Below are 25,191 nucleotides of genomic sequence, written 5' to 3' on the forward strand. Positions count from 1 at the left end.
AGCGTATATAAACGTTTCCCGCAATGGAACGTTGCTATTTGGAACAGGACTGAGTGGTCAAAACCACCGAGGAAACCAGATCCAGAACACACTATAAGGATTGTGTATCGAGGGAAAAACTCTTAGCTGCAAATCTTAATCGATAAGTGATGCACTTTGTAACAAAAAGTTCAGGCCTAAGGTCTTTAAGGTTCGAGTCCCATACGGTGGCGTCAGCAGCCAAGACACCGAACATTGGATCGGATCAACAGCTGAGTTATCTTTGGTAACAATCGCAATCCGCTGATCTGGCGGCTGGCGATGCAGGTTCCTCTATGAAGGGCTCGTTCAGGAACCACCGGCTGATAACCATTTTGTGATCGAGGTCATCCCTCACTATTCCAGCGATTTTAAGAGACTTCATGACGTTCGTAATCATGACCCGGGAGGACCCAACCAGCGCACCGAGATCATCATGGGTCAACCGGAAATTCAATTTCATTCCATCCGCGGTTTCTTGCCCATGCTCTCGAGCCAGTCTGACAAGTGTGCGGGATAAGCTGGAGCGTGTATCGTAAATTGCAACATCCGCAAACTGCTCGGTGATACGCCGGATTTTTTCACCTAATCCTTTTATCACCTTCAGGGAAAGTTGACTATTCTGCGCAAGCAAGCTCTCAAAATCACTCTTGTAACAAGCGCACAACCGTGTATCCTCCACTGCCACGGCTGCAAAAGAATGCACTGAATCATCGAATAACACTTCTTCGCCAAACAGTTGATTGGGGGTAATATATCCGAGGGCGATTTCTTTGCCACCTTCCGAGGTTTTTAATAGCTTGACCCTGCCCTGGGTGACCAGGAAAATCGAGCTCGCCGGCTCGCCTTCGTTAAATAGGTATTCGCCCTTCAGGTATTCCGGGCGGTGAAAAAGCTTTCGAATGTCTCCTTTTTCTGTTTCGTTCAAGGAGTCGAAGAGCCACAAGTCAGCCATACAGTTCAAATACGTCATATCATTCCTCCAGACGATTCGATAGTCATTGTACACTAACTCACGACATAAACTGTGTATACTTTTTTACAGACTTCACCTTCATTTAGTGCCAGAATGGTAAAAAAGGAGGTAATTCATGGAAACTTTAGCAGCCATCTTCATCCTTGCGGCCGGTATCTGCGGTTTCACGCTGAAAACAAGCAATAATCCTTTGAAGGGATTCATTACGGTCAAATTGTTCTGGGTTCATCTCTTGCTGGGAGTTACAGCGATGGTTTTGGCTGTATTGGCTCTTATCGGTTAGTCTTTAAAAATAGGTCTCGACCAAATCTAAAAGGGAATAAGGAGAAAATAACATGGCTAAAATGCCCAAGGAAGTAATCGCTCTCTTTCAAGACGCCTCGGTTCCAAAGATGGTTGCCACCGTAGGTAGAAATGGCGAACTCAATGTCACCCCCAAAACGAGTATGACTGCCATTGACGACGAGACTTTAGCCTTCGCTGACCTCTACGGTCGTACTACGCGGACGTTCAAGAACTTGGAGGAAACCAAAAAGGTCGCCATTGTCGCGATGAAAATCCCGGTTGCACCTCCCTTCACAACCTATCAGGTCAAAGGTACCTTTTCGAGTTACCTGACTTCTGGCCCGGTCTTCGAACAGTTCGCCAAGGCGCTCAAAGACGCTATGGGTGTGACCATCAGTGGTGTGGGCACCGTGAAGGTAGAATCCATCTACTCTCAAGCCCCCCAAGACAAAGGCAAACTCTTGGCTTAGTCGCGGAGACTCAAATCAGAAGAAGAGGGCTTAATGCCCTCTTCTTTGTTGTGAAAAAATGTGTCGATATTCACTGCACGATATAACAAAAGGTTCAATTCTAACAAATAATGGGGTTGCCCTTTTCGAACTTCAGGTCACCAATTCAGGTCAGATCTGAAGCGTGATAAACTTGCTTTCCTGAGTTATCAATATATCTAGCCCGAATTCATTCTTGGAACACCTATGGAGACCCCCTATGAGCCTTCAAGTGGGCAAATAAATCAACAACGATCTTCACAACGATAAGAAATACTAATCCCATGGTTGCGGTGTTGAATGCCATCACCAGAAATCCCCCAAAGATGATTGTCACATGCAGAATGACAATTCGGGCATACGGTTGTGCCATGAGTTCTGAAACTGATACTTGTCTGTACTCTCCCCGCTGAATGTAATTGCTGACAAAAGAAAAACCATGGCTCAGGGCCAGGGCTAATACTCCCCATTCCAAGTGCAGCCCTGTGAATGAGTTAAAATCGAAACTGGCGCCGTTTTCACTCAACATGCCCCCAAATATGACGAAGATGAAGATGCCATGGACTAATGTGAAGATCCCATAATGAATAAGGAAAAAAGGGATCATGAACAGTTTTGCAGACGTCGGTGAGTTCTTTTTGGCCATTGCCATTTTGAATGCATTTAGAATACCAATAACCACGTTTTCCATCCAAAATAGAAACATGATCGGAAAAACTTGCCAATGAAAGAATACAACGCCCAAGAGTGGCACCATGTTGGCGATGATCAATACCAATGCCGACGGGCTTTTCCAATTGAAATGATTCAAGTCATTCGCGTTAGTCATGTCGTATTCATGTCTTGATGTGTGAGTTAGACAGCCTGTTCCATATTGTCGGCGAACTCTGTGAGGTAAGTATATCACGTGGTAGAAAAAGAGACGCTCTTAAAGTCGCAGATATCAAACAATCATAGGGATCACAAAAGTCAGCATTGCTGGATGTCATTCTTTGAACGGTCCTTGGTACCAGGTTTGACTCGAACCGGTGACGCGTAGTTTAGGAATGCGCGCGTCCAAGTGCTTTTAGCTTTAATTTAGCGCCTTTTGTCACCAGGCCTGATAATCAAATTACGTTTAATGGTGACTAATGGTTGTAAAAAAAGAGTAGCAAGTGGAATAGCAAACCTCAAGGTAAGAACCAACTCGAATCCTCTCAACTGGAGCTGAGGGTGGAATCCATCTTCGCTTCCTTACAGCGTTTCCACCGCGTGGGAGCGAGCCCCTTTCGGATGGATAATTTCCTCTCACGTCAGCTGAGACTGGTTGGCCATGTCTAACTCGCTCCGGCACCGCAACTCACACCGCACTCTTTGGGTCTTCGGGCTTCAGCTCTTTAAACTTTGCGGCCATCGTCGGGTTTCCCCTGGTTAGCTTTTTAATTGTTAAGTCGTCCGCCTTATTATTCGCTAGCCGGAGATTGTTCTCTGAGCCCAGCAGAGCGTCCTTTGTCTTTTGAAGGTGGTCGATTGTCTTGTCGATCTCGTCGATTGCCGTCTTGAACTTCATCGATGCCAGGTCATAATTCCGAGCGAAGCCAACCTTGAACGCGTCGAGCTCGCTCTCGAACTTAGTAATGTCGATGTTTTGCTCCCGGACACGTGCGAGTTCCGTCTTGTGCACCAACGTAGCTTTTGCCGCATTCCGCAGAAGCGTAACAATCGGAATGAAAAACTGAGGACGAACGACATACATCTTCGGATAGCGGTGGGATACGTCGACGATGCCCGCGTTGTACAACTCACTATCCGGCTCGAGTAACGACACCAGCACGGCGTATTCACAGCCCTTTTCATTGCGGTCCTTGTCGAGCTCTTTGATGAAATCCTCGTTTTTCTTCTTCGTTGCTGTCGTGTCGCACTCGTTCTTCATCTCGAATATGATGGAAATAAATTCGGTGTTATTTTCATCCGAGTCACGGAAAATATAATCACCTTTGCTACCGGCTCGGACATCAGAGTCCTTCTCGAAGTAGGCGAGCGAGAATCCGGTGGCTCGCAGGCGGTTAAACTCAATCTCGCAGTGTTGCTCAAGAGTTTCTCCGACCATCTTTGTCGAAAGCTTGGCCTTGAGGTCCTTATAATAGGCGATCTGTTCGTCCTTCGACTTGAGTTCAACCGAGTGCGTCTCCTTTAAGGCCGACTCGCACAACTTCCGTTCTATTTCCTTCACCTCCAAGTTCCGAGCAAAGTCGTCCCGTTCCTTCTCAACGGCGCTGACCGCCTCCTTCACAGCCAGTTGCCTCGCTACTTCGGTCAACTTGAGTTCGGCCTTTAGCCGCTCGATTTCTGCGTCGCTCTTGGCTGCCGCCTTTTCTAGTTTGCTAGTCACTTTGGACTCGGCAAGCTCGATTGCCGTCTTCTTCTCCTTCTCGGCGAGTTCAAGTTGCTCATGGAGAGCCTTGTCAAATTCGCGATCGCGGATCTGTTTCAGGATGTCTGCATATCCAGCCTCATCGATCTTAAATGCCTTTCCGCAATGCGGGCAGATAATCTCATTCATATGGATGTTTCCTCTCAAGCCGAAGTTCATTGCTATGTTTTTTTGCCGCCATTATACACCTTGGGAATGGCTATCTAAATGAAATTGACACTATAAAACCAGGCTGCTTGTTTCGGTCCGGTTGGTTGACTGATGGTCAAATCCTCGGCATGTTCATAAATGCGTTAATTATAAACGTATCAAATCGAGGGGATTCCCTAGGGGTTACACCATTTACTGGTATTGAGATAAATCAGTTGATCAGACGGTCTTTGATAACACATTAAAAGCAAGAAGATCGATTTAATCAAGGCGAAATTCAACGACGGTATAAATACCGTCGTGTGGTAGAGTTCGCTTTGGCGGAGCCGGGGTACCAATGGGTAGAACTCCGATAGATTTTGACCATCACTTTTGTACTTCGTCTGGCCTAGATTATTAGATTCGATCCCTTGAATGTGGGGCATTTGTGGACTTATCCCCGTCTAGGAATCGTCAGCCTCGTTAACGGGATCCTCTAATTGAGACCTTATTTTTTCGAAGAGATCGTCATTGGTTACTCCGTTATTTAGCGTCGCCAGTTCATCTTTCATATACTTTTTCGCAGTAATGGCAGGTGCTCCCTCAAGAAGGCTCGCACGCATCAGGCCGAATCCTCCCCGATGCAACTCAATTAAGATTAGGCCGATGTCCTCCAGACAGCCCTTGAGATCCTCTAGAAATTTATTCCGCAGAAGCGTTCTTCCTGAAAGACGACGGATCGTGGCCTCACTGACACGGCCTCGCTTCTGGTTGGAGTTCTCTAGTAGCTGGTAAAGTAGTAGGGCCGTTTCCTCGGCAGTTTGGTAGCTCATCATTTATCTCCTATAATAGGGTGTTATAAATCCTATTTTAGGATTTTCCCGTAGTAGATGTCAAATCTTCAAAAGTGTTGTGGGGTGCAACGCGTGAGGTATGCGTTACTGTTTTGAACGGCTGAACTCTTGAATCTTTATATCGTCACTTCACCCCCACCAAAGGGGACGATACCGAGAACTATTCAGCAGTGTAGTGTAGGGTCTTTTCAACAACCTTTCTTTGGCTGACTCAAGCCGATGCCCAACGGCAACAAAGTTCGAATCCAGTCTGCTAGCCCAATCTGTTTAAAATCTAGGACTTTTAGGGATGAGTTAGCTTTAATCGTTTAGATTCGAATGCAGCGTCTTTGAGATAAATTCCCATGCGCCGGGAGAAAACTTCTAACTGTCTCGCTATATTTTATTTGGTTTTTGTTACGCGTGAATACCTTTGACTTCTCTTCTCAAATGCAATATTCCCACCGTCCAGTTCCAACAGGTGCTCTACAATATCTACATCCTCGAGAGAACCGCAGCACCCCTTTTCGGATTTCTTCTGGCTCTCTCTGATTTTCTGCTCCATGTATAGCACCTGCTCGCTGTCGGCTAACACTGGTATGTTAGGAACATGTGTTACGAATATTAGTTGTCTCTCCGACTTAACCTTACGTATTTGCTCGACCAATTCATGAGTTATCAAGCCGGGACCCAATTCGTCCTCAGGTTGATCTATGATTAGCGGCAATCCCTTTGGCACCATAGCCACAGATATTAGTGCAAGCGCCTGTTCTCCTCCAGATAGCCCCGAATCGACTGGGGTATATTCCGTATCTCCTTCTCTTTGGTAACTTATGACAAATCTGTCATCCAGTAGGCACTCCTCCAACTGCAATATGTCTGCATCATTCATGCAAAACAGCACGGTCTCTGTATTAGGAGTAACTCCTACGCATTTGTCTGTCACCCCTTTGCTAACACGCCCCCTCACGAGGTCAGCTAATTCTTTGGGGGACAGGCCGTCGGTCACAAGAGTCAACTGGTCTTCTTTGTGCGAAATCCTTACAGCCACGCTCGTCAGGCGGTCTACGATTTCTGTCAGTTTGCCCCTGTATCCTGTTCTTTCTACATTGATTATCAATTCAGCTTTAATAGTGGATGCTGAGCCTCTTGAGATCATCTCGACCACCATTTGCCGCTTTTTCTTAATCTCGCTCCACCTGTCACCAAATCTTTGCAGAAGCGCTTTGCGTTGTTTGAAAAGTCCCGCAATCTCTTTCTCCGCTTGCTCAAATTCCCTTTTTTGGTCCAGCAATCCTGCAAGAGTTTTGCGTCTTTCCGTAATGTGATCTATTAGCCCGTCACCTACAGCTCTCGCATCCCCAGGTTTCACCGCTTTCTTGATCTTTTCATCCAATTCATCAGATCGTGCTTTTCTCAGATTTTCTAGCCCTGACAAACCCTCAATGCCCTTGGTGATAGCAGTACTCCCATACAAAGTACTTTCTTTCAGCTTCTTGACTGTTGTCTCGAATATCTCTGATGCCCGCATTGAGTAATCCGACGGCGATGCAGACTCCGGCTTGAATTCAGTGCCCTTCATCGCATTTTCCCCTACTACCACTTCAACAGGCTTGTCCTCCGCAAACTCAATCTGCGGCACCAAATTACCTGGTTTCCACCTGGGCTCAAGACGTAGCAACTCCTTCTTACACCCATCTATCTTCAGTTCCTCCTCAGCCCAGAGTTTCTTTTCAACGACTGCTGGAGATGTACTCAACTGCTCAAGTTCTTCTATCTCTTTCTGCAACTGGTCAATCCCCGAAGCTGCTTCCTTCAACTCATCCCTTCTTTTCAGTTTGCCTACAATGCTTTCACGGTTATCCTTAAGCTCACCCTTGACGGTTTTAGCCCCATTCAGCTCTAACAATTCCACGTCCCGCTTTGCCAGGTCGATTCCGCCAAGTGAGTCAACAATATTCATCTGTTGGTCAGCATTTTCCTTGATTTTCGTCACTTCGCCTTGGGGGTAGACTTCAATGGGGAACACTTCACGCACGTCCCGACCACTATCGCGCTTGAATTCAGATCCATTCCATAGCAGATACACTTCGGGGGTGCCAGTTATCTGAAATGCCGGCTTCGCACTTTTGCCAAGCTTAGTCCAGGTAAATACTCTTGTGACGGCATAGAACTTCTCTCTGATAGACAGATACAAGGTCACGTCTCCGCCATCTCCAATAAATGCCTTCATCCTATCCGTAAACTTGGCTAGTTTATCCGGGTCGCTCGGAACTGCATTCAAAGCAAATCTGATACAATCCAATAACGCAGATTTTCCAGCATAATTACGCCCAATGATGCTGTTTTGATTTGGGCTTAACGCCACCTTTAATCCGTCCAACATAGCTCCATTAACAGAAATCCCGATGATGTGTGGATGTGAGTAAGCCGTTCGGCTGGGATCCGTAAAGAAGAAGCCCTCCCGGAATTCTAGCCTACCCTCCTTGTCGTGGATTTCGGTGATCTCGTGGCACACACGTAATTCAGGCTCATAAATGACTTGCTGAACGCCCTCAAGGCTCGGCTTCGTCATCTTAATCCACGTCACCTTTTCTTCGAAGTCATCCAAACGGTGACAATCTGATACGTTTACGAATCCGAAAGAATTTGTAATGACACTCGTGTCCATGTTCTTATACAGCAACCGCACTGAACCCCCAGCCTCGCTCACCTTCTTTATACTTCCAGAAGGTGCTGCTAATATCCGGATGAGTCGGTTATTCAAGACTTCGTTGCGCGACCTGAATCCCTTAAATCCCCAAAGCCCATCTGAATTATCTACGTGCGGTCCTACAACTATTCCGCCCAACGAGTCGATCTCCTCGAATACCTCTTGAATAGTGTGCGGTGATTTGGCACTTAGAAACCGACCGACCTTGTCTTCCTTTTCACCTTTGCCAGACATTCCGAGCCGGCTCAACATAAGCTCAATCTTCCCCAAGTCCGCAGACTCGTCGAAAATCCCAACTACGTGCGGCCCTTCATAGGTTGTTATTTCAACACCGGGGAGAATATGAATCCTGCTTGTGCCCGCTTTACGCGCCGCAGCCGCTAATTCAATCAGCCGTCCGCACCAAGAGACGCAATTGTGGTCTGTAATCGCTACTAAATCAAGAGAGGTTTTGCTCAACGCTTCGAAGTAGTCCGCTACGCTCACACTTCTGGCTTTCCTAGTCTGCCCCTCAACCGCATCCCAGTCCCATGGCGTCGCGGGAGTGTGAAGATGCAGATTCGTCTTCACGAATCTAGCCCCACCCGGAGAATCCAAGAATATTTTCAGTTCTGATATTGAGACAGGCATCTCTCCCCCCGTTCGTCGAACTTTATACTAACCAACCGTGCTCGGTTCCGATTCATTTATAACAGGCTTGCGACCCAGTCGGTGCTTTCCAAACAATAGATCCAATGTGGCAGCTTGGGCCTTCAATTGTTTGCCCCTCCCATGCCGACAATCTCCATCAGCTTCCCGTAGCTGGTTACCACGTCGTATTTCACGTGCTCCGGATCAACCTTGCGGTTGACCTCTGCGAAAAACTTGCGGGCGCATTCGATTTTCGTATCCTCAATTGCACGCAGCTGCATGCTGGACATGGAGCCTTTGGTCTCGGCGACGAAATAGATGTGTTTAACCGAGCCTTCCTTAAAGGAAATGGCCCAGTCCGGGTTATAGTCGCCAACTGGGGTAGGAATCAGGAACCCCCTTGGAAGCTTTGCGTAGACAACCACCTCGGCGCTGGAATCTAGCTCTTTCACAAACTCTCGTTCAACCTTGGAGTCGGTAATCACGTAGTCGTAAATGTGATGCTTCAGCTTCTCGCTGGCTTTGGTGAAGTCTTGCTTGCTTTGACCGGCAGTGAAAATATCGGTATCGTGGGTCTCGGCGATGCTGTCGTAGCTCAGCTTTTCAATAATGATTGTGGCCTTCTGCTCGTTGATAAGCCGTGAGCTTTCAGCAATGAAATGCTCCGGGTTCTGTTTGAATTGCTTGAACACCACCGCCTGAACGCCGCTCAATACCTCTGCGATAGTCTTTCTTGTCAGTTGGGTGTTTTCGGCAATTTTGCCGAGTAGGTCATAGGTAACCATGGAATGGATTGACGCTTTATGGGTTTCGACCGAAGTATTGGTCAGAGCAAATCCATCGCCGTTTCTGAGTTGGGCATCAGTAATCTGCTCACCCTGAACGCCACTTTGGATGGTGTACTGCAGTGGAGTTACCCTCAGTTCTTTGTCCAGAGCCCAGATGCTGTTTCGGATGAGTTCACTGGAATCGAATTCCACACGGTAGACCGCCTTCTGATTGATGCGGCTCCAGAGCGCCTTGAACTCTTTCTTCTCAAAGTTGGCATTCAGTGGATTGGTTTTCGGCTTGCGGTCATCGCCCAAGTCAGGTAGCTGGGATTCGCTGAAGACGCTATCAATAAGGGCGTATATCTGCTTTGTATGAGGGGCCAGATCAGGAGGAAGGGTTGCCAGGGTACCGTTGGCTTTTGCCTCGTGGTAAGCCTCGGCAACTTGGTCCACGTCATCGGTATAGTCGTTCTTGAGCAAGTACTTGTAAATTTGCTTGGCCATGACCGGAGTAATTTCCACTGTCCCAGTTTCCGTAGTGATGACTTTCGAAGTGAAGTAGGCCTCATCCGCCTTGCGGGGGCGCGCAGAGAGTGAGTCGGCGATCTCGCGCTGAAGGTTTCCGACAAAGTCCTTATAGCTCTCGCTGGCAACAACGGTCAGGATATTCACATCATGAACCGTCGCCGGGTTGTCCATGCGGTCTCCAAGCTGGTTGACGCTAATCCGCAATCCCCGGCCAACTTCCTGGCGGCGCGAGATCGTGTTGTCGCTATGTTTCAGCATGCACATAACGAAGACATTGGGATTGTCCCAGCCTTCACGCAAGGCTGAATGCGAGAAGATGAACCGGACCGGTTCCGCGAAAGAAAGCAGCCGTTCTTTATTTTTCAAGATCAAATCATAGGCATCGACGTCATCGGAAAGCCCGGCATCCTCTCCGCGCGTTTTAAAGGTCGGGTCGGCGAGCTTCTTCGTTTTCTTGTCGATGGAAAAATACCCATCATGGGTGCGGCTAACCTGAATACCGTCAAGATATTTCTGGTATCTGCCACCGTCCAAAGGGAGTTGACTCAAGAATTCAGATTTGAGTTGTTCGTACTCTTCTTCAAATATCCGCGCATACTCTCCTTTTTCATCGGCTTGGTCGTAGTCTCGGTATTTAGCGACCTCATCGATGAAGAAAAGGGACAGCACCTTGATCTCCTGAGCAAAGAGACCCCGCTCTTTCTCAAGATGTGCCTTAATCGCTTCCCTGATCTGAATCCGACGGATGGTTTTCTCCGTAATGTCGCCGGCCGCATCGCCCGCATTCAGAACCTGGCCATTGGTGAACTCGACCATGTCCCTGCTGGCGTCGATCTGGGCGATGACAAAGCCGCGATATTGATCCAGCTCGTTTGATTCAACGAATAGATCCTTGCCTCGCTCCAGCCGCTTGATGACTCGTTTGATTCCATCTCCCTGGCGCATTTCCATCTCAATCCGCGCAACCGGTGCTTTCTTGGAGATTTCGATGGACTCCAGATAAAGATAGGCGTTAGTGCCCGCCAGACCTTTTACGGCGATGCCGCGTACCGCGATCTTCTTCACCAGCTTCTGGTTAAAGGCGTCTAGGGCGTCAAGGCGATGAATTTTGTTGTACGTAGTCCGGTGGGTGGCCGAGTAACGCAGGATCACTAGAGGTTTAAACTTGGCCAGTGCCTCCAGCGTCTTTTGGCCTTCCATCTTCTGAGGTTCATCCAGGATCAGGATGGGTCGGTTGCTACTGATCACATCAATAGGCTTACGCGACTGGAAATCGTCCAACTCGTCGTAGATGCGGCGGTTATCCGCTCCCGTGGCATTGAACGCCTGGATATTGATGACCATGACGTTGATGCCTGCATCGGAGGAGAAGCCTTCCAGGTGGTGCAGCTGCTTGGAGTTGTAAGCGAAAAAACGGACCTTCTTGCCGTAGCTCTCGGTAAAATGCTCGGCGGTGATTTCCAGTGACTTGAGCACCCCTTCGCGGATGGCGATACTGGGCACCACCACAATGAACTTGGTCCAGCCGTACCGCTTGTTCATCTCAAAAACGGTCTTGATGTAGCAGTAAGTCTTGCCGGTACCGGTTTCCATTTCCACATCAAGATTGACCTTGCATCCGGCGCTGGATGTAAGCTTGTCGGACAGAGTCAGGTTCTGCCGCCGCTGTACGGCCCGGATATTGGTAAGCAACCGAGCATCGGTCAGCTGAAGATCGGAGTTCTTAAAGCCGGTCTGTTCAACATCCATGCCCGGCAATACTGGCCTGTGTGCCAGTAGCTTGTTGTTCATGCCGGGATCAATTCGGTACGCGATACCCGAGGTATTCACCTGTCCCGCAAAACAGTCAACTACAGATTCAACCGCGCTGGTCTGGTAGGGCTGGACTTTGAACTTAAGTTTCATGCCAAGCCCTCCTTATATCGATTTCACTTCGGTGCTCGGAGACATCTGCTTGAAGATCTGCTCCACGTTGATCTTTACAGCGTCGGAAACAAAGCCGCTATCACGGAACACAACCCGCAACGGCTCAAACTTAGCCAGTTCCTTGACCAAGTCCTCGTTCACGCCGGTATCAAAGCAGGCGATGAGGTCGTATGGCGGTTGGTTTACGAAGAGGACGGTTTTGTCCTGGATGGTCTCTCTTCGGATAGGTAAAGAAAGATCCACGCCCCAGTCCAATAACACCTGGAAGAGCAGGTCTTCAGGATTGCGATCAGGCTTGATATTACCGGTAAAGATTTTCAGCTGAGCTTGCTCTATTGAGTCTGGAGTGTAGTAGACGTCGGCCATGTTAGATGAATCCACCTTGAGTACGCGGAAGCCGATATCCTTGTTCCACGCTTCATGGCATTCGCCTTCTAGAATCTTCTCGCCAGCCCGGCGGATACGATCCTTACTTATCTCGGTAATGGTGTTGTATCCAGCCTTGAAGGACTCAGACTTTTCATCGCAAGGTTCAGGGATCTGTACCAAGATGAATTTGCGTTTGGCTCCGTCTATCGCATTGAGTTGCATTACAGCATCGGCAGTGGTTGCAGAACCTGCGAAAAAGTCGAGAACGATGTCGTCTGTCGTGCAACCACATAAATAACAAAGAGCCCTTATTAACAAGGTTGGCTTAGGATTTTCGAAAAATTTATCGAATCCGAAATATGATTTAATTTCTTTTGCCGAATCGCTATTCGTTACTTCAGAATAAATTGATCTAAAAACTCTTCCTTCTGGTTGATACACCTTATGTTGAACTGTCCATTGGTCATCTTTTCCGTGTATAATTCTAATCTGCCCTGAATCCTTTTTTTCTCGAAAAGATCTTTCTGAAACTTGCCATGTGCCATTTTTTATTATACTACCGTCAGGGCACTCAACATCATAGATAATTGGACTTTGTAAACCACCTCTATGCAAAGTGTCCCAGTAGAATATTCCTTGATAATCCTCCTCCTTGTATCTTTTCAAATAATCTTCATCATATGGGACTCGCCATTTTTTATCTTGGTGAACAACCGATTTTCCATAAATCATAATAAATTCATGGTCGACGGCGATAAATTTAGAGTCGTTTCCTCCCCCCTTCCTTTTTTGCCAGATCAAATCGCTAATGAAGTTATCAGACCCAAATATTTCATCACCAACTTTACGAACATTGTGAACCTCATTCTCATCAATGCTTATAAAAATAACTCCATCATCCCGCAGTAGATTTCTAGCCAGTTTCAAACGCGGATATATCATGGAAAGCCAATCAGAATGGAACCGCCCATTGGCTTCGGTGTTTGCCACCAGCCGATTGCCTTCCTCATCCTTCTGATTCGACCGCTTCAGGAATTCACCTGAAGTTTCGGCAAAGTCGTCTTCGTATATGAAGTCATTCCCCGTGTTATAGGGAGGGTCAATGTAGATCATTTTGACCTTGCCGAGGTAGGTCTCTTGGATAAGTTTGAGCGCATCGAGGTTGTCACCCTCGATAAACAGGTTCTTCGTGGTGTCAAATCCCACGCTCTCTTCCCGACAGGGGCGCAGGGTCTTGGCAATTGGCGCGTTGGCGGTAATTAGTGCCTCGCGTTTGCCAGGCCAGTTGAGGTGGTAGCGCTCCTGCGGACCTTCTACGATGGATTCGGAAAGCTCCTGCCGTAACAAATCAAAATCCACACCCAGCTTCAACCGGCCGGCTTCATCTTTGGCCTCGGTCACACAGCCGGGGAACAATTCGCGAATACGAGCGATGTTCTCCTGGGTCAGGTTCGGGGAGTGCATTTTCATCTTATCCATCATGTCCGTCCTTTAAGCGTGACTAGCGCTCCGTGTAAACTAAGCGGATGGGTTAGCTTTTTAAGTTCTTGTTTCAGGTCACGCAGTTCTGCGTTGATCGCGACTTTGCGGTTGAATTGTTTTTCTTTACGTAGCCTTATCTTGCATCGTTCCAGCTCTCGTTGTTTGAGTCGAATAAGTTCTATTCTTTCCACCCACGCCGGAAAACCTTCAGCCGGCCGTTGCGGAAATGGCATCAGGGGTGTTAGCAAATGGCCGTAAAGGGCCTCGAGGTCGAAAACCAACGGCAGGGACTTGCGTGGCGTATCGCTGGGTGCCCAGTCACCATCGAAATATTCGCTGATGACCCACCCCGCAGAATTCGCTTCACTCGGCCGCTTAAAGGCAGCAACAGCTTTTACTTTGCCGTCGAACCGAAGCTCAAAGAGGATCGGAAAGGGAATGGCATAGTCAATGCAGCGCAACACTTCGGGTTTGAGTTCGCCATCTTTAAGGGCAATGCTGAAAACCTGAATCTCTGGAACAGACAGAGTGCCTTTGATATTGATGGTTTCCGGGGCGAGCTTATATTGCCAGGCGATCTGCTCCACCTGCCGGACAAAAAGCTCCTTTATCGCCGAGCTTGGGTGGGCATGCTCATAGATCTTGTTCTTGGGCAGCACACGACCAAAGGCGGCATTCCTCGGGTATTCGAAAAGCGTTGTCGTCGTCATCCTTCCCCCTGTACCACTAGGAAGGCGATGAGTTCGAAGTCGTCAAGACCTGAAATTGTGTTGAGCAGCGCTGTTGTTTGGCCATCGGTAAAGAGGCTGTCCAGATCCTTCTCCTCTTTCACTTCAATCATGGAGCGGATAGAGGAGCCCAGCAGGTCGGAATAGACCTTCATGTTACGACCGTCGTCTGTCTGCTGATTGAAAAAACGACAGACATTGGCGATGGGTGCGCTTTGTTCCTTGCAACTGGTACGTACTAAGTCGAGCAGTTTTTTCACTTCGGTGTGGTTGGCGATGATCTCGCCATCCCTCCCGATATAGACCAGATAGTATGGATGCAGTCGATTGTGTTGGTTGATATTCACGCTGTCATTGCGGTTGCGCAATGCAAAGATGAGCCCGGGTTTGAGGCCTAGTTCCAGCTGAGCTGGGACCACGGCGTGCATCCCCTTGGGGGCAAGCTCAAGGTCACCGTGTGCTTTAACGTAGTTGAGCAGGTCCATTCGGAAGTCATTCAATCCCAGATCCGTGATCGAAACACCGGTTTTCAGGTCCTCGAGTTCAATAACCTCATCCTGAAGACGGCGGAGCTGCTCCTTACGGTAGCTTACTTCGCTACTCTGGGCGGTGAGCACATTATCGTCGCCAGTTGCTGTGACGTCGGCAATCATCATCCGGTTTTCGACACGTTCCTTGAGGTTGATATACTCATCAAGGCTTATATCAGGCCAATAATTGACCAGTTGAATAACTTTGTTCCGGGATCCTATACGGTCGATTCGCCCAAATCGCTGAATGATTCGAACCGGGTTCCAATGAATGTCATAGTTAATCAAATAGTCGCAATCTTGAAGGTTCTGACCTTCGGAAATACAGTCAGTACCAATGAGCAGATCAATATCATCTGGCTCGTTCGGCATCACCAGTGCTTTTTCCTTGGCGATTGGTGAGAACAACGTCAACAGCGACTGGAAATCATATGGCTTTTTCAACGTGGACTTGGGCGCGTCCCGGCCGGTTACTTTTCCGACGTGCAGCCCCTTGGACTTTAAAAGCTCCGCCAGGTTGTCATAGAGGTAGTTGGCCGTGTCTGCGAATGCAGTGAATAAAAGGGTTTTTTTATTGTTGCCGTTGATGGGATTCTCGATCTTCTCCAGAATCAGCTTCTGGAGGTGTTGCAGCTTGGCGTCGTGCTCGGGTTTGATTTTGTCCATCGAGGACAGCAAGCCGTCAATAATTGCAAGATCCGCATAGAGGTCGTTCTCCCACGACGGAAGATCCATATCGGCAAGGCTGATCTTCACCTTGCCTCCAATCTCATCTCCGCCAAGAATCGGAAGTTCGTCATCCTCGGCTTCCATAGTTTCCAGCCGTTCGGTCCAGTCCGTGACAATACCGCAACCCGACTGCTTGAATGTCTGGATTCGAGACAGCATCTGGACATGCTTTTCATGTAAACTTCTCAGAGTAAGTCGGAATGCCTCCACAGAGCTTTCGAGACGCTTGAGAAGATTCGTGATCATCAAGGCCTGCAGGCTGCGTTCGCGGTCGGCCTGTTTCAGTTTTCCTTTCCCACCCTCCACCTGAGTATCGTAAAGCTCCTCATATTTACGGAGGCGGCTGGGAAGGATGTAGCTGATAGGGGCGTAAACAGGCAGTTTGAGCAAAGACAGTTCGGTGAAGATGATATTGAAGCCAGGTACATCATCCCGTTTGGTCAGAGGACAACGGAACGACAGAGGTTTGAGGCGTTCCGGAAATTGCCCTATGTCCCGCGTGTCGTAAAATGTCTGGATATGTTTTCTGGATCTGGCGATTGTCACGCTGTCCAATAACTCGTAAAAGTCGAAATCCAATGAGTCAAGGATGGCTTTCGCGGTGCGCTTCTCCACCGGGAGTCTGGCCCACTGGTTGAAGGCGATCTGAGCCTGCCGAAAGACCTCTTCCACACTGCGTTTTCCGTTCAGTTTTTTACTGAGACTCTCTGAATCCCCTTCATAAGCCAGGGCAAGCTGGTTGCGTAAATCGCTGAACCGGTTGTTGACTGGGGTTGCGGAAAGCATCAGGACTTTGGTTTTTACGCCGTCTCGGATAACTTTGTTCATCAATTTCTGGTATCGCGTTTCCCGGTCCTTGAAGGCATCGTTGTTCCGAAAATTATGGGATTCGTCGATGACGACCAGGTCGTAGTTGCCCCAATTGATCCGGTTAAGCGGGATGCCAAGAGATTCGCCCGATGTTCGGGAAAGATCCGTGTGGCAAAGGACATCGTAATTTAAACGATCTTTCGCAAAGATATTGGTTTTGAGGTTGGTATTGTAGTTCAGCCAGTTATCCGCAAGCTTCTTCGGACATAAGACCAAAACTGCACGGTTTCTCAGTTCGTAATATTTGATGACAGCCAAGGCAGTGAACGTTTTTCCCAGGCCTACACTGTCTGCGAGAATGCAACCATTATAGGTTTCAAGCTTGTTGATTATGCCAACGGCAGCATCTTTTTGAAAGTTGAAGAGCTTTTTCCAGACCTGGGTGTCCTGATAACCGGTTCTGTCATTGGGTAATACATCTTCGTCAATATCACTGAGGAACTCGCTAAAGATGTTGTAGAGCATCAGAAAATAGATGCGTTCGGGTGAGTTCTCCTGATACACTGATGCTATGTGGTCGCAAATGACCGCCGTGACATCCTCTAGCTTCTCGGAGTCGTTCCAGATCTGCTCGAAGAGTTGGAGATAGGTGGCCGTGAAGATAGACTCGTCAAACCTGTTGACGATATTGGAAATGGCATCACCGCGCTGATATCCAAGATCCACTGCCGTGAAGCCGTGCAATGGCATATAGGCAATATCCTGTTGCCCCTGCTTGACACAGGCAAACTGCTGCATCGGCGCCTTGGTCTTATTGGAGCGAAACGTTGCTTTATGCTGCATCCATTCGGCGCACTCACGCGCAATCGCTCGTTGAGTGAGTTTGTTTCTAAGTTGTATCTCAAATTCGGAACCGTAAAGGCTTCGCTCTCGATCCACTTTTGGAATAAAAAATTCCCTGTGTTCTTTTCTGATTTTGTCCGTCACTTCGTTGGGGATGAAAGTGGGTACTGTGAAGATAAACTCCAGCGACTCAACTTTAGAAAGCTCCGATTTGAGGGCTTGATAGGCATAAATCGAGAAGCAGGATGCCGCTATTTTCAGTTTACTTTTCGAATGCAGAGATACTTTCAGATCATCGCCAAGCAAAGAGTTAATGTTGTCGATGATTTTCATCGGCCAGAGTCCTTTTTGTTGTTTTCCGCCGCACCGCCAGCCTGCACCCAATTGTCGACCTGGTCCTTCTTAAATTTCCAAAGCCGGCCCATTCGATGGGCCGGCATACTGAATCGGTCAATCCAGCGGTACACAGTATCACTGCTAACCCCGAGATATTTGCATATCTCATCTACTGATAACCATCGGTCTCGTATATCGGTCATTTCCTTCCCATTACCCTCAAGTGTCGTCGGGGCTTTCCGCCTCCTATTTGAAGTTAGGTTTTTCAGAAACTACAATCTAGTTTGATAGCTTAAGATACATTCGTCGTAACCGGTTGTCAACCGTTTTTACCCGCAAAAGGACGCATACACTTGCCCGCTTTCTCTCTTGAACCCCGAAACAAATTCTAACCTAACAAAATCAGCCAAAAGATAGTGGTGATAACCCGGGTACTTCTGCTCCCGAACGGCCAACAGGCATCGAAACGACGAAGGACTGTAAGGGGGAGAAGCACTTGCGATATTCGTTGCTCTTATAATGACCGCGAGGAAGGTTGCAGATGCTCCAGATGAAGCCGCCCAATTCTCTGTGAATCTGGCCGTTCACTGATAACCTCGTTCTGGTATAAGTGGGCGATTGCAGAATCGTCAATGCCTTTGCGGCGGAGTATAACCACAAGACCAATAATGAGCGAAGTTAAAAAGGTTCCTTTTTCGATCTTACCACTCAGCTTTGGCTGGATAGCTTTAGAACTGGGCGGACCTTTTTTCTAGATCTACGACACCCTTGAAGCGTAGCGTGCTGTTCCTCACCAACTCACGAGCTCCATTGACAAAGTCGTTGGAAAGGTAGTTATAATCAAGAAGTGTATACAAAGGAGGCGGCTGAGATAATAGAAAAAGACCCACGATCGACCTTGTCCCAAAAAATCAAACCTGCACTGAACAATTACTAAGGCAATTGTATGAGTGAAGGGGCTTAGTACGTGGAAATCTTACCTCTTTGGGCTAGGGTATGTCCTGTATGCGGCATTTCACGACTCAGGTCTGCAGTAACCAAAGTGTTGTGGGAGGCACCTCAATTGACACCTGGTCTGCGATGTGATAATTGCCGTGCTCTTTTTACTCGCCATGGGAATAAATATGAATTGACCTATGTTAAAAATACTACCAGGGAATTCTGGTTAAAATATCACAATAAACCGATGTCATCAGAAGAATGGGATGTTATTGTCCGACGGAAAGAATAAAACAATCAGTATATGGTTATTCGGCTTTGGGATTGCTTTTCGTGACAGAAAAACGGCGGATAATCATCAAGGATAGCCCAACCAGAACCAGTGGCCCCACCGCACCTCCCAAGAACATAGCAGCGGGTGGTATCATATCAAAAACAGACCCGACAATGAAAGTTCTCTGTTCGGCTGCCTGACTGGTATTGCCAGCCCCATCGATCGCCAACACCCGCCAATAATATGGGTTGGCACTTGTGTTGCCAGGCAACTTTTCGGCTTCCTCCATTATGTATATCGTATCATTCATCAGCCTTTTCTCATTAAGAATACTATTAAAATCCTGGTCTTGAGAAATTTGTAACAGATAATATACTTCAGAAGGATCAGAAACCGGACTCCATTCAAATATAAGCGGTTGTTTGACTAAAGCTTGATCCAGCGGTGCCATCAGAGCAGGAGCAAGTGGCGGAGTAGAATCCATAAAATACGAAAAAGTCTTGGTGTTTATTCCATCGCTAAGGGTAATCACATGTTCGCCGGCGCTTGAGCTCTTTGCCTTAAATTTAATTGTAACTGAACCGTTAGAACTTGAAGTAACCGAGGAAACCGTGGCAGTCCCATATTTGACTGTTACTATGGAGTTAGGGATGAATCCCTTTCCTTCAATGATAATTTCTTGCCCGACATAACCGTGTGCTGTAGCGCTGGTGACCGGCACCATATTAGCCGTTAACATAGACACGAAGACCGCGGAAGAAGTATTGATGCCGTCTGAAGCCATTATTATATGGTCTCCGGCAAAGGAACCCGGGATTTTAAAAGTTGAGTTAAATGCCCCGGTCGCGGTTGAAGTGACAGCAACTGTGGTGACAAGCGTACCGTCATAGGTGATTGATATCGGACGAAGGCCGTTGAAACCGCTACCTTTGATTGTAACGGTCTCGCCGGCGAACCCTGTACCGGGGTTTAACTGAAGACTGATTCCAAACATAAAGGTTGCGATTGGAGAAGTATTTTTAGAACTGTCCACTGCAACAACATTATGATTTCCTCGTGAAAGAGCTGGCAAGGTGATAGTGTTGGCAAAACTGCCATCTGCTAACACTGCCGCATTGAATCCCTGCAGGACAAGATTATCAATTTTAAATGTCACCGTACTCCCGGCAGCGAAACCTGTCCCTGCTATTGCTAATTGGTTTCCTTCGGTGAATGTTTTCGTTCCTCCAGCCGAATCCGGTAAAGAGATACTGGGTATGATACTGAACGAAATCGCCGTTGCTGCCATTCTATCATCTGCAGCAACAATTGAATAACTACCCTGGGGGTATTTAGGCACGGTGATTATCTCATAAATAGCCCCGGACTCTGATGAACTGGTAGGCGGTGATTGGATCGGTTCCGGGTTTATACTGCTTGGAGAACTGCCATAACTTGAATTGAAGAAATATATGTCAACAGGCTTACTTGGGGCAAATCCTCTGCCGCTGATGATGAACTGCTCCCCCACCCTCCCGCTGGATATATTAATGGAGATTTTGGGAAGGATCGTTAAAGCCCCATAAGCCACCTCCCCCGTAAGACTACTGCTTACAATAACTGAGGATACGCCTCCGGGGACCTCAAGTCCGATACTAACACTTGCAGTATACTTGCCATTACTTGGGACAATTAAAGAATAGGTGCCGATATTTGATATTTCAATTGTAATAAGATTAGGGGTGGTGGAGTTGTATTCCGCTGTCCCCGAAATATTAATGGTATCTCCCGGATAAGCCGATGCCGGGATTGCAACGGTTAACGCAGCTGCGCTGACCGAAAACACCGTCAGCCAGCAGATCAGGCATAAGCCTGTTATAATACCGCCCAAAAAGCTGGCTGGTTTATGTATAGTTCTGTGATTCATAAATGCTTATTTTCAGGGGGTACCCTTGATCAACGCCACCACTCTCCTCAAAACAAAATGTACAAGCCGCGTGGTGCGATATTTATACGTCAAACTTCTGCCCATTTTCAGACTTTGATGGGTATAGTCAATTGGTCCGGCACCCAATTCGGAGGTAGTGTGATTTTTTCAACATATTTCAGCCAGTAGTACTCATCAAGATATTTGACCACCGATTTTGTCACCCCTTTTTCCTGGTAGCCGAGTTTATTCGACAGGTATTTTTCCAGGGTGTCGCTGGGATGATTAGATTGATGGAAATCATCGATTACCAAATGCGCATCATGCTTAATTTGCTTGAGCCATATTCTATGATCGAAGGTTTGTCCTGTGCTTATTTTCTGGAAGTGCTCGATAACGTCCAATCCGCAGATCGGAAGAAGCCGGTCGTTTAATAAGTGCGCTATCTTTGATGCGCCGGTGATCCAAAGTCCTTGGATTGTTGTCAGCTCAGCATATATACGGCCGATACTATCAATTAACGCTCGATCTTCAATATCGATATCCGTTATTGAAGACGCCAGCAGGACTGTTATGTCTGGTTGTAATCTATCAATCGTCGCCAATACTGTCTCGGCCAGTTTACAACCTACCAATAAGTCATAATTGACCACATTTACATATCCGAATAGTACTTTGTGTTCAAATTCTTTAGGGCTGATTTCTTGGGGGAAAAAACGGAGACGGCTAATAAACTGCCGATCAGCGAGGAGTTTAATATACGGCCGATCTCCGCAAGTACGGTAGTAGTTACAAAATGCTGCCCAAGCCAGAGTATTGAAATTCAACATTTATTCCCCCACTCATATCAGCTCCCACTGGACCGCTTTGGAGACGGCTTGAGCACGATCGCGAGCCTCAAGTACCTGCAGAATCTGCCGTATCTCACGTTTAGTGGTTGATTGACTGGTAAAAATCTGCGTAGCAATATCTTTGCTGCAATAACCCTCGGACATGAGCTTCAATATTTCCAACTGCCTGTTTGTTAGAGCCGTGGTATTCTGATTTACAAGCAACGCCGGAAAGTCTGATATTATATGTTGGATAATCGTAGGGGATATTGGAAAACCACCGCTATTGGTTTGATGCACAGCTTCAATGATTGACTCTGCATCGCTGTCCTTCAATATAAATCCTGAGGCTCCTGCTTCCAAGGCGTCATGGAGAAACTCATTGATAAACAGGCTGAACATCATGATTTTTATGTTCGAATGATTTTCCTTGATTTGTTTGGTCGCGCCTATGCCGTCTAGTTCTGGCATTCGCACGTCCATAATTACTATGTCAGGTAACAATGACCTAGTTAACATCACCGCCTGAACCCCATTGATCGCTTCGCCTACAATTTCGATGGCGCCATCCATAGCCATTATCCGCTTTAGTCCTTCTCTCGCTATCTGATGGTCATCGGCTATTAAAACACGGACGCGCTCCTGTTTCAGTTGAAATTCGTGTCTAGGCACCGGCTTGTCATATACGATCATGTTTCAGTTCTTGCTCGGTTGATACAAAAGATAGCGTCAATATAAACCAAATATTGGCTTCTGAGAAGACCAAAAAGGGTCATCTTTTTAAGCCTTCTAAATTAAAATCCTTTTAATTAAGGCCCTCAGTATTTTGCGATAATAGCCAGTTAACCAGCATTTTTTACTCTTTAATCGTGTTAACTATGACTGAGTCATCAATCATTTTGGAAAACACAAAAAGGCCGGAATTTTTGGTTCGTTAGTGTCATATTAACGATACTCTTATTGATGTAAGTTTAATCTTTTGCACCTTAAGCCGGTTCGTTTTTTCTGTCACAATCATGCCCAAAGATGTTGGGCGTCTTATTTGACAGGTCGCTTGGCTTGATCAGATCCAATACGCCAGAGACACCCGGCAGATTCGCAGCAGGAGGTGAATGGTATGTAATGATGGACCCTGAGGTGACCCTGACATTAAACCAGAAAACAATAATTGAAAATTAAAAAAGGAGTTGTCATGCTTTCAAAACTTATCAATAGAATAATGAAAGGCAAAAAGGGTATTACCGGCCTTGAGACGGCCATTATCCTGATCGCTTTCGTCACCGTAGCTGCCGTGCTGGCCTACACTGTGCTCTCAGCCGGCTTGTTTTCTTCAGAACGCGGCAAGGAAGCCGTCTATGGTGGCTTAGAGAGTGCCCAGAGCACCCTGACCCTTAAGGGCTCGGTTATCGGCGAAGCCGCTACCACCGATCTTGATACCGTTACTTTCACTTTGGCGCTGGCTATTGCCGGGCCTAAGGTGGACATGGGCTCTCTGGTCGTCAACTACCTCGATGTCGATGAAGTTGTTATGGGTACTACCGATTTCACTTTTGCCCTTAGTGATGGTAGCACCGAACGCGGCGCCGCAGACATCCTTGAAGGTGATGAACAGATGGTCATAGTCTTAGACATCGCTACTATCGCTGCTACTACTCCACCCCAAGCCTACGACACCTTCACTGTTCAGATCATTCCGCCCACCGGAGCAAGCCTGACCATTCAGCGCACCCTGCCCGGCGGCCTGACTGCAGTGATGAATCTGAACTAACCGGATACCGGATTTTTAACAGTTAACCAGAGGACAGACGAAGCCCTCGAGTCATCCTCGAGGGCTTCGTCACAAATCAAGGAGAATACTGTGGACGTCAACAACCGAATCACCCAGATGGAAGACGAAATAAAAGTACTCAAGAACGAGGTACTGGCGGTTTTACTGGACATCAAGGAAAACATGCTGGAAACTGAAAATCCGTTTTCCAGACCGTCAGCTTTTGAAATGCCTGCGGTAAATATTACCCAATCCATCCCGTCGGCTCCTCCGTTATCCCAACACCAAGACATTAGCAACGGCAATGGCAATGGGCACAACCGGCATGAGTATTCCAATAACAAACCTAATGAAATCCCGGAGAAAGAGCAGCAGCCGGCTCCTGTTAATCCCCCAGTTATGGAAACCGAGCCAGAGACTGTCAATAACAGGAAAATCAGTGCTGACAAACCTGCGGGTGACATCCCTTCGCCGAATGGATTTATCACAGAAGACACTGACCTGACCCCCTTAAACGAGTCCAGTCTTAATGTTAGACTGTGACCGAAAAAGAAAGGGGGCTAGATGCCTAGAAAAGCTTTTACCGCGGAACAGATCATCAACAAGCTCCGTGAAGCCGAGCTGCTCTTAAATCAGGGCGCGAAAGTACCCGAGGTCTGCCGTAAGATCGGGGTTACTGACCAGACTTACTATCGATGGCGCAAGGAATATGGAGGCTTAAACGTCGACCAGGCCAAGCGACTCAAAGACCTGGAAAAAGAAAACGCCCAGCTGAAGCACCTGGTGGCCAATCTTTCCCTCGATAATGCCATATTGAAGGAAGCATCCCGGGGAAACTCCTAAGCCCGTCCCGGCGCCGTCAGGTGATAGCAAGAGTGCTTATCAGCCTGAAAATCTCCGAGAGACGGGCTTGCCAGGTGCTGGGTCAAGCCAGATCCACCCAGCGCCATAAAGAGTCGATCACCGACGATGAGGCACAGGTGACGGCGCGAATAACTGAATTGGCCAGTCAATACGGCCGATACGGGTACCGGAGAATCACGGCGATGTTGCAAATGGCTGGTTGGAGAGTCAATCACAAGAGGGTGGAACGGATCTGGAGAAAGGAAGGGCTGAAGGTACCCCAGAAGCAACCAAAGCGCGGTAGACTATGGCTGAATGACGGTTCCTGCATCAGGCTGCGTCCCGAGCATAGAGACCATGTCTGGAGCTACGATTTCGTTGCCGAAAGAACCGCTAACGGCCGGGCATTCCGAACTCTGAACATCATCGATGAATTCACGCGCGAGTGTCTGGCAATCAAAGTAGGCCGGCGCATCACCTCCCAGGAGGTCATCGACGCGTTGTTCGAGTTGTTCATCTTACGAGGCATCCCGGAATACATCAGGTCGGATAACGGACCGGAATTCACGGCCAAGCAGATCAGGAAATGGTTGAACCGAATCGGCGTCAAAACCCTGTTCATCGAGCCGGGGAGCCCCTGGGAGAACGGTTACATTGAATCCTTCAACGGGAAAATGAGAGACGAGCTGCTCAACCGGGAGATATTTTTTACCCTGACCGAGGCAAAGGTATTGATTGAACAGTGGAGGAAGGAATACAATCAAATACGCCCGCACAGCGCACTGGGTAACAGACCCCCGGCTCCAGAGGCCGTGATGAGCGCTGCACTAACTTAAAGAGTGGTACAACTAATGGGGGCAGGTCAATCACTGAACTTCAATGCACTGATAGGAGCGTGATATATTCCCTGCAGGTTTTATTGGCTAAATCTGAAGTTATGCGCCATTCAACGTTGATGCCGATATCTGCCATAATTGAGGAAAGAAGTTGGTAAACTACCGCGTGGTTCTACCCTATCCGGATAGGCCCAAACTTGCTATGTTACTCGTCCAGCACCCGGACAAATTCGCGTCTTTTCACAATGCAATATCGTGG

The 25,191-nt window shown here is 47.7% G+C and carries 18 protein-coding genes; 5 read left to right on the forward strand and 13 right to left on the reverse strand.

The genetic code is table 11. The features are described 5' to 3' along the window. Positions 1–256: 256 nt before the first annotated feature. Positions 257–991 carry a Crp/Fnr family transcriptional regulator gene (locus tag V8247_RS00645; RefSeq protein ID WP_338737735.1) on the reverse strand — a complete coding sequence of 245 codons (735 nt, stop codon included), beginning with the start codon at positions 989–991 and terminating at the stop codon, positions 257–259. Between the two features lie 118 nt (positions 992–1,109). Here V8247_RS00645 and V8247_RS00650 point away from each other — a divergent pair, with 118 nt between their 5' ends. Together V8247_RS00650 and V8247_RS00655 are read left to right on the forward strand one after the other, a co-directional pair. Beyond that, a complete protein-coding gene (locus V8247_RS00650) occupies positions 1,110–1,277 on the forward strand; it encodes a hypothetical protein (protein ID WP_338737737.1) in 168 nt (55 codons plus the stop codon). Between the two features lie 52 nt (positions 1,278–1,329). Beyond that, a complete protein-coding gene (locus V8247_RS00655; protein ID WP_338737739.1) occupies positions 1,330–1,749 on the forward strand; it encodes a pyridoxamine 5'-phosphate oxidase family protein in 420 nt (139 codons plus the stop codon). A gap of 223 nt (positions 1,750–1,972) precedes the next feature. On the opposite strand, the gene V8247_RS00660 is transcribed toward V8247_RS00655, so the two are convergent. The 12 genes from V8247_RS00660 to V8247_RS00715 all read right to left on the reverse strand — a co-directional run bounded on the left by V8247_RS00660 (position 1,973) and on the right by V8247_RS00715 (position 22,178). Further along, positions 1,973–2,596, reverse strand: a complete 624-nt coding sequence (locus tag V8247_RS00660) for a DUF6498-containing protein (RefSeq protein WP_338737741.1) — start codon at positions 2,594–2,596, stop codon at positions 1,973–1,975. Positions 2,597–3,106: 510 nt separating this feature from the next. Further along, on the reverse strand, positions 3,107–4,309 hold the full coding sequence (locus tag V8247_RS00665; RefSeq protein WP_338737743.1) for a DUF2130 domain-containing protein: 1,203 nt from the start codon (positions 4,307–4,309) through the stop codon (positions 3,107–3,109). 464 nt (positions 4,310–4,773) lie between these two features. Further along, a complete protein-coding gene (locus V8247_RS00670) occupies positions 4,774–5,142 on the reverse strand; it encodes a hypothetical protein (RefSeq protein WP_338737745.1) in 369 nt (122 codons plus the stop codon). A gap of 403 nt (positions 5,143–5,545) precedes the next feature. Next, positions 5,546–8,485 (reverse strand): TrlF family AAA-like ATPase, encoded by a 2,940-nt coding sequence (locus V8247_RS00675; protein ID WP_338737747.1) that lies wholly within the window; start codon positions 8,483–8,485, stop codon positions 5,546–5,548. Positions 8,486–8,607: 122 nt separating this feature from the next. Then, a complete protein-coding gene (locus V8247_RS00680) occupies positions 8,608–11,688 on the reverse strand; it encodes a DEAD/DEAH box helicase family protein (protein WP_338737749.1) in 3,081 nt (1,026 codons plus the stop codon). Between the two features lie 12 nt (positions 11,689–11,700). Continuing rightward, on the reverse strand, positions 11,701–13,557 hold the full coding sequence (locus V8247_RS00685; RefSeq protein WP_338737751.1) for a site-specific DNA-methyltransferase: 1,857 nt from the start codon (positions 13,555–13,557) through the stop codon (positions 11,701–11,703). Next, a complete protein-coding gene (locus V8247_RS00690) occupies positions 13,557–14,270 on the reverse strand; it encodes a DUF4391 domain-containing protein (RefSeq protein WP_338737753.1) in 714 nt (237 codons plus the stop codon). Before V8247_RS00690 ends, V8247_RS00685 begins: the two co-directional genes overlap by 1 nt. Beyond that, positions 14,267–17,533: a helicase-related protein gene (locus V8247_RS00695; RefSeq protein WP_338737755.1), complete on the reverse strand. Its 3,267-nt coding sequence runs from the start codon at positions 17,531–17,533 to the stop codon at positions 14,267–14,269. The genes V8247_RS00690 and V8247_RS00695 overlap by 4 nt, the downstream gene beginning before the upstream one ends. Beyond that, on the reverse strand, positions 17,530–17,739 hold the full coding sequence (locus tag V8247_RS00700; protein WP_338737757.1) for a helix-turn-helix domain-containing protein: 210 nt from the start codon (positions 17,737–17,739) through the stop codon (positions 17,530–17,532). The genes V8247_RS00695 and V8247_RS00700 overlap by 4 nt, the downstream gene beginning before the upstream one ends. 1,044 nt (positions 17,740–18,783) lie before the next feature. Then, positions 18,784–20,655, reverse strand: a complete 1,872-nt coding sequence (locus V8247_RS00705; RefSeq protein ID WP_338737759.1) for a hypothetical protein — start codon at positions 20,653–20,655, stop codon at positions 18,784–18,786. Between the two features lie 107 nt (positions 20,656–20,762). Then, positions 20,763–21,485, reverse strand: coding sequence for a hypothetical protein (locus V8247_RS00710; RefSeq protein ID WP_338737761.1), 723 nt, complete (start codon positions 21,483–21,485; stop codon positions 20,763–20,765). A 12-nt stretch (positions 21,486–21,497) separates the two neighbouring features. Further along, a complete protein-coding gene (locus V8247_RS00715) occupies positions 21,498–22,178 on the reverse strand; it encodes a response regulator transcription factor (protein ID WP_338737763.1) in 681 nt (226 codons plus the stop codon). Positions 22,179–22,677: 499 nt separating this feature from the next. On the opposite strand from V8247_RS00715, the gene V8247_RS00720 reads away from it, so the two are divergent. From V8247_RS00720 to V8247_RS00730, 3 genes are all read left to right on the forward strand, one after another. Then, positions 22,678–23,253, forward strand: a complete 576-nt coding sequence (locus tag V8247_RS00720) for an archaellin/type IV pilin N-terminal domain-containing protein (RefSeq protein ID WP_338737765.1) — start codon at positions 22,678–22,680, stop codon at positions 23,251–23,253. 90 nt (positions 23,254–23,343) lie between these two features. Further along, the gene (locus tag V8247_RS00725) at positions 23,344–23,796 is read left to right on the forward strand and encodes a hypothetical protein (RefSeq protein ID WP_338737768.1); all 453 of its coding nucleotides are present in this window, start codon (positions 23,344–23,346) and stop codon (positions 23,794–23,796) included. Positions 23,797–23,817: 21 nt separating this feature from the next. Further along, positions 23,818–24,932, forward strand: a protein-coding gene (locus tag V8247_RS00730) for an IS3 family transposase (RefSeq protein WP_338737770.1) whose coding sequence is annotated in 2 segments (ribosomal slippage) — positions 23,818–24,082 and positions 24,082–24,932 — 1,116 coding nt in all. Because the reading frame shifts where the segments join, the coding sequence is not laid out codon by codon here. Positions 24,933–25,191: the final 259 nt, after the last annotated feature.

The sequence above is a fragment of the Dehalogenimonas sp. W genome, assembly GCF_037094495.1.
In the GTDB taxonomy this organism is placed as follows: domain Bacteria; phylum Chloroflexota; class Dehalococcoidia; order Dehalococcoidales; family Dehalococcoidaceae; genus Dehalogenimonas; species Dehalogenimonas loeffleri.

Coding starts and splice junctions, on each gene's coding strand:
- V8247_RS00655 (WP_338737739.1), top strand. CDS start 1,330: ATGGCTAAAATGCCCAAGGAAGTAATCGCTCTCTTTCAAGACGCCTCG.
- V8247_RS00690 (WP_338737753.1), bottom strand. CDS start 14,270: ATGACGACGACAACGCTTTTCGAATACCCGAGGAATGCCGCCTTTGGT.
- V8247_RS00675 (WP_338737747.1), bottom strand. CDS start 8,485: ATGCCTGTCTCAATATCAGAACTGAAAATATTCTTGGATTCTCCGGGT.
- V8247_RS00680 (WP_338737749.1), bottom strand. CDS start 11,688: ATGAAACTTAAGTTCAAAGTCCAGCCCTACCAGACCAGCGCGGTTGAA.
- V8247_RS00645 (WP_338737735.1), bottom strand. CDS start 991: ATGACGTATTTGAACTGTATGGCTGACTTGTGGCTCTTCGACTCCTTG.
- V8247_RS00665 (WP_338737743.1), bottom strand. CDS start 4,309: ATGAATGAGATTATCTGCCCGCATTGCGGAAAGGCATTTAAGATCGAT.
- V8247_RS00715 (WP_338737763.1), bottom strand. CDS start 22,178: ATGATCGTATATGACAAGCCGGTGCCTAGACACGAATTTCAACTGAAA.
- V8247_RS00670 (WP_338737745.1), bottom strand. CDS start 5,142: ATGAGCTACCAAACTGCCGAGGAAACGGCCCTACTACTTTACCAGCTA.
- V8247_RS00650 (WP_338737737.1), top strand. CDS start 1,110: ATGGAAACTTTAGCAGCCATCTTCATCCTTGCGGCCGGTATCTGCGGT.
- V8247_RS00700 (WP_338737757.1), bottom strand. CDS start 17,739: ATGACCGATATACGAGACCGATGGTTATCAGTAGATGAGATATGCAAA.
- V8247_RS00695 (WP_338737755.1), bottom strand. CDS start 17,533: ATGAAAATCATCGACAACATTAACTCTTTGCTTGGCGATGATCTGAAA.
- V8247_RS00685 (WP_338737751.1), bottom strand. CDS start 13,557: ATGGATAAGATGAAAATGCACTCCCCGAACCTGACCCAGGAGAACATC.
- V8247_RS00720 (WP_338737765.1), top strand. CDS start 22,678: ATGCTTTCAAAACTTATCAATAGAATAATGAAAGGCAAAAAGGGTATT.
- V8247_RS00705 (WP_338737759.1), bottom strand. CDS start 20,655: ATGAATCACAGAACTATACATAAACCAGCCAGCTTTTTGGGCGGTATT.
- V8247_RS00710 (WP_338737761.1), bottom strand. CDS start 21,485: ATGTTGAATTTCAATACTCTGGCTTGGGCAGCATTTTGTAACTACTAC.
- V8247_RS00660 (WP_338737741.1), bottom strand. CDS start 2,596: ATGACTAACGCGAATGACTTGAATCATTTCAATTGGAAAAGCCCGTCG.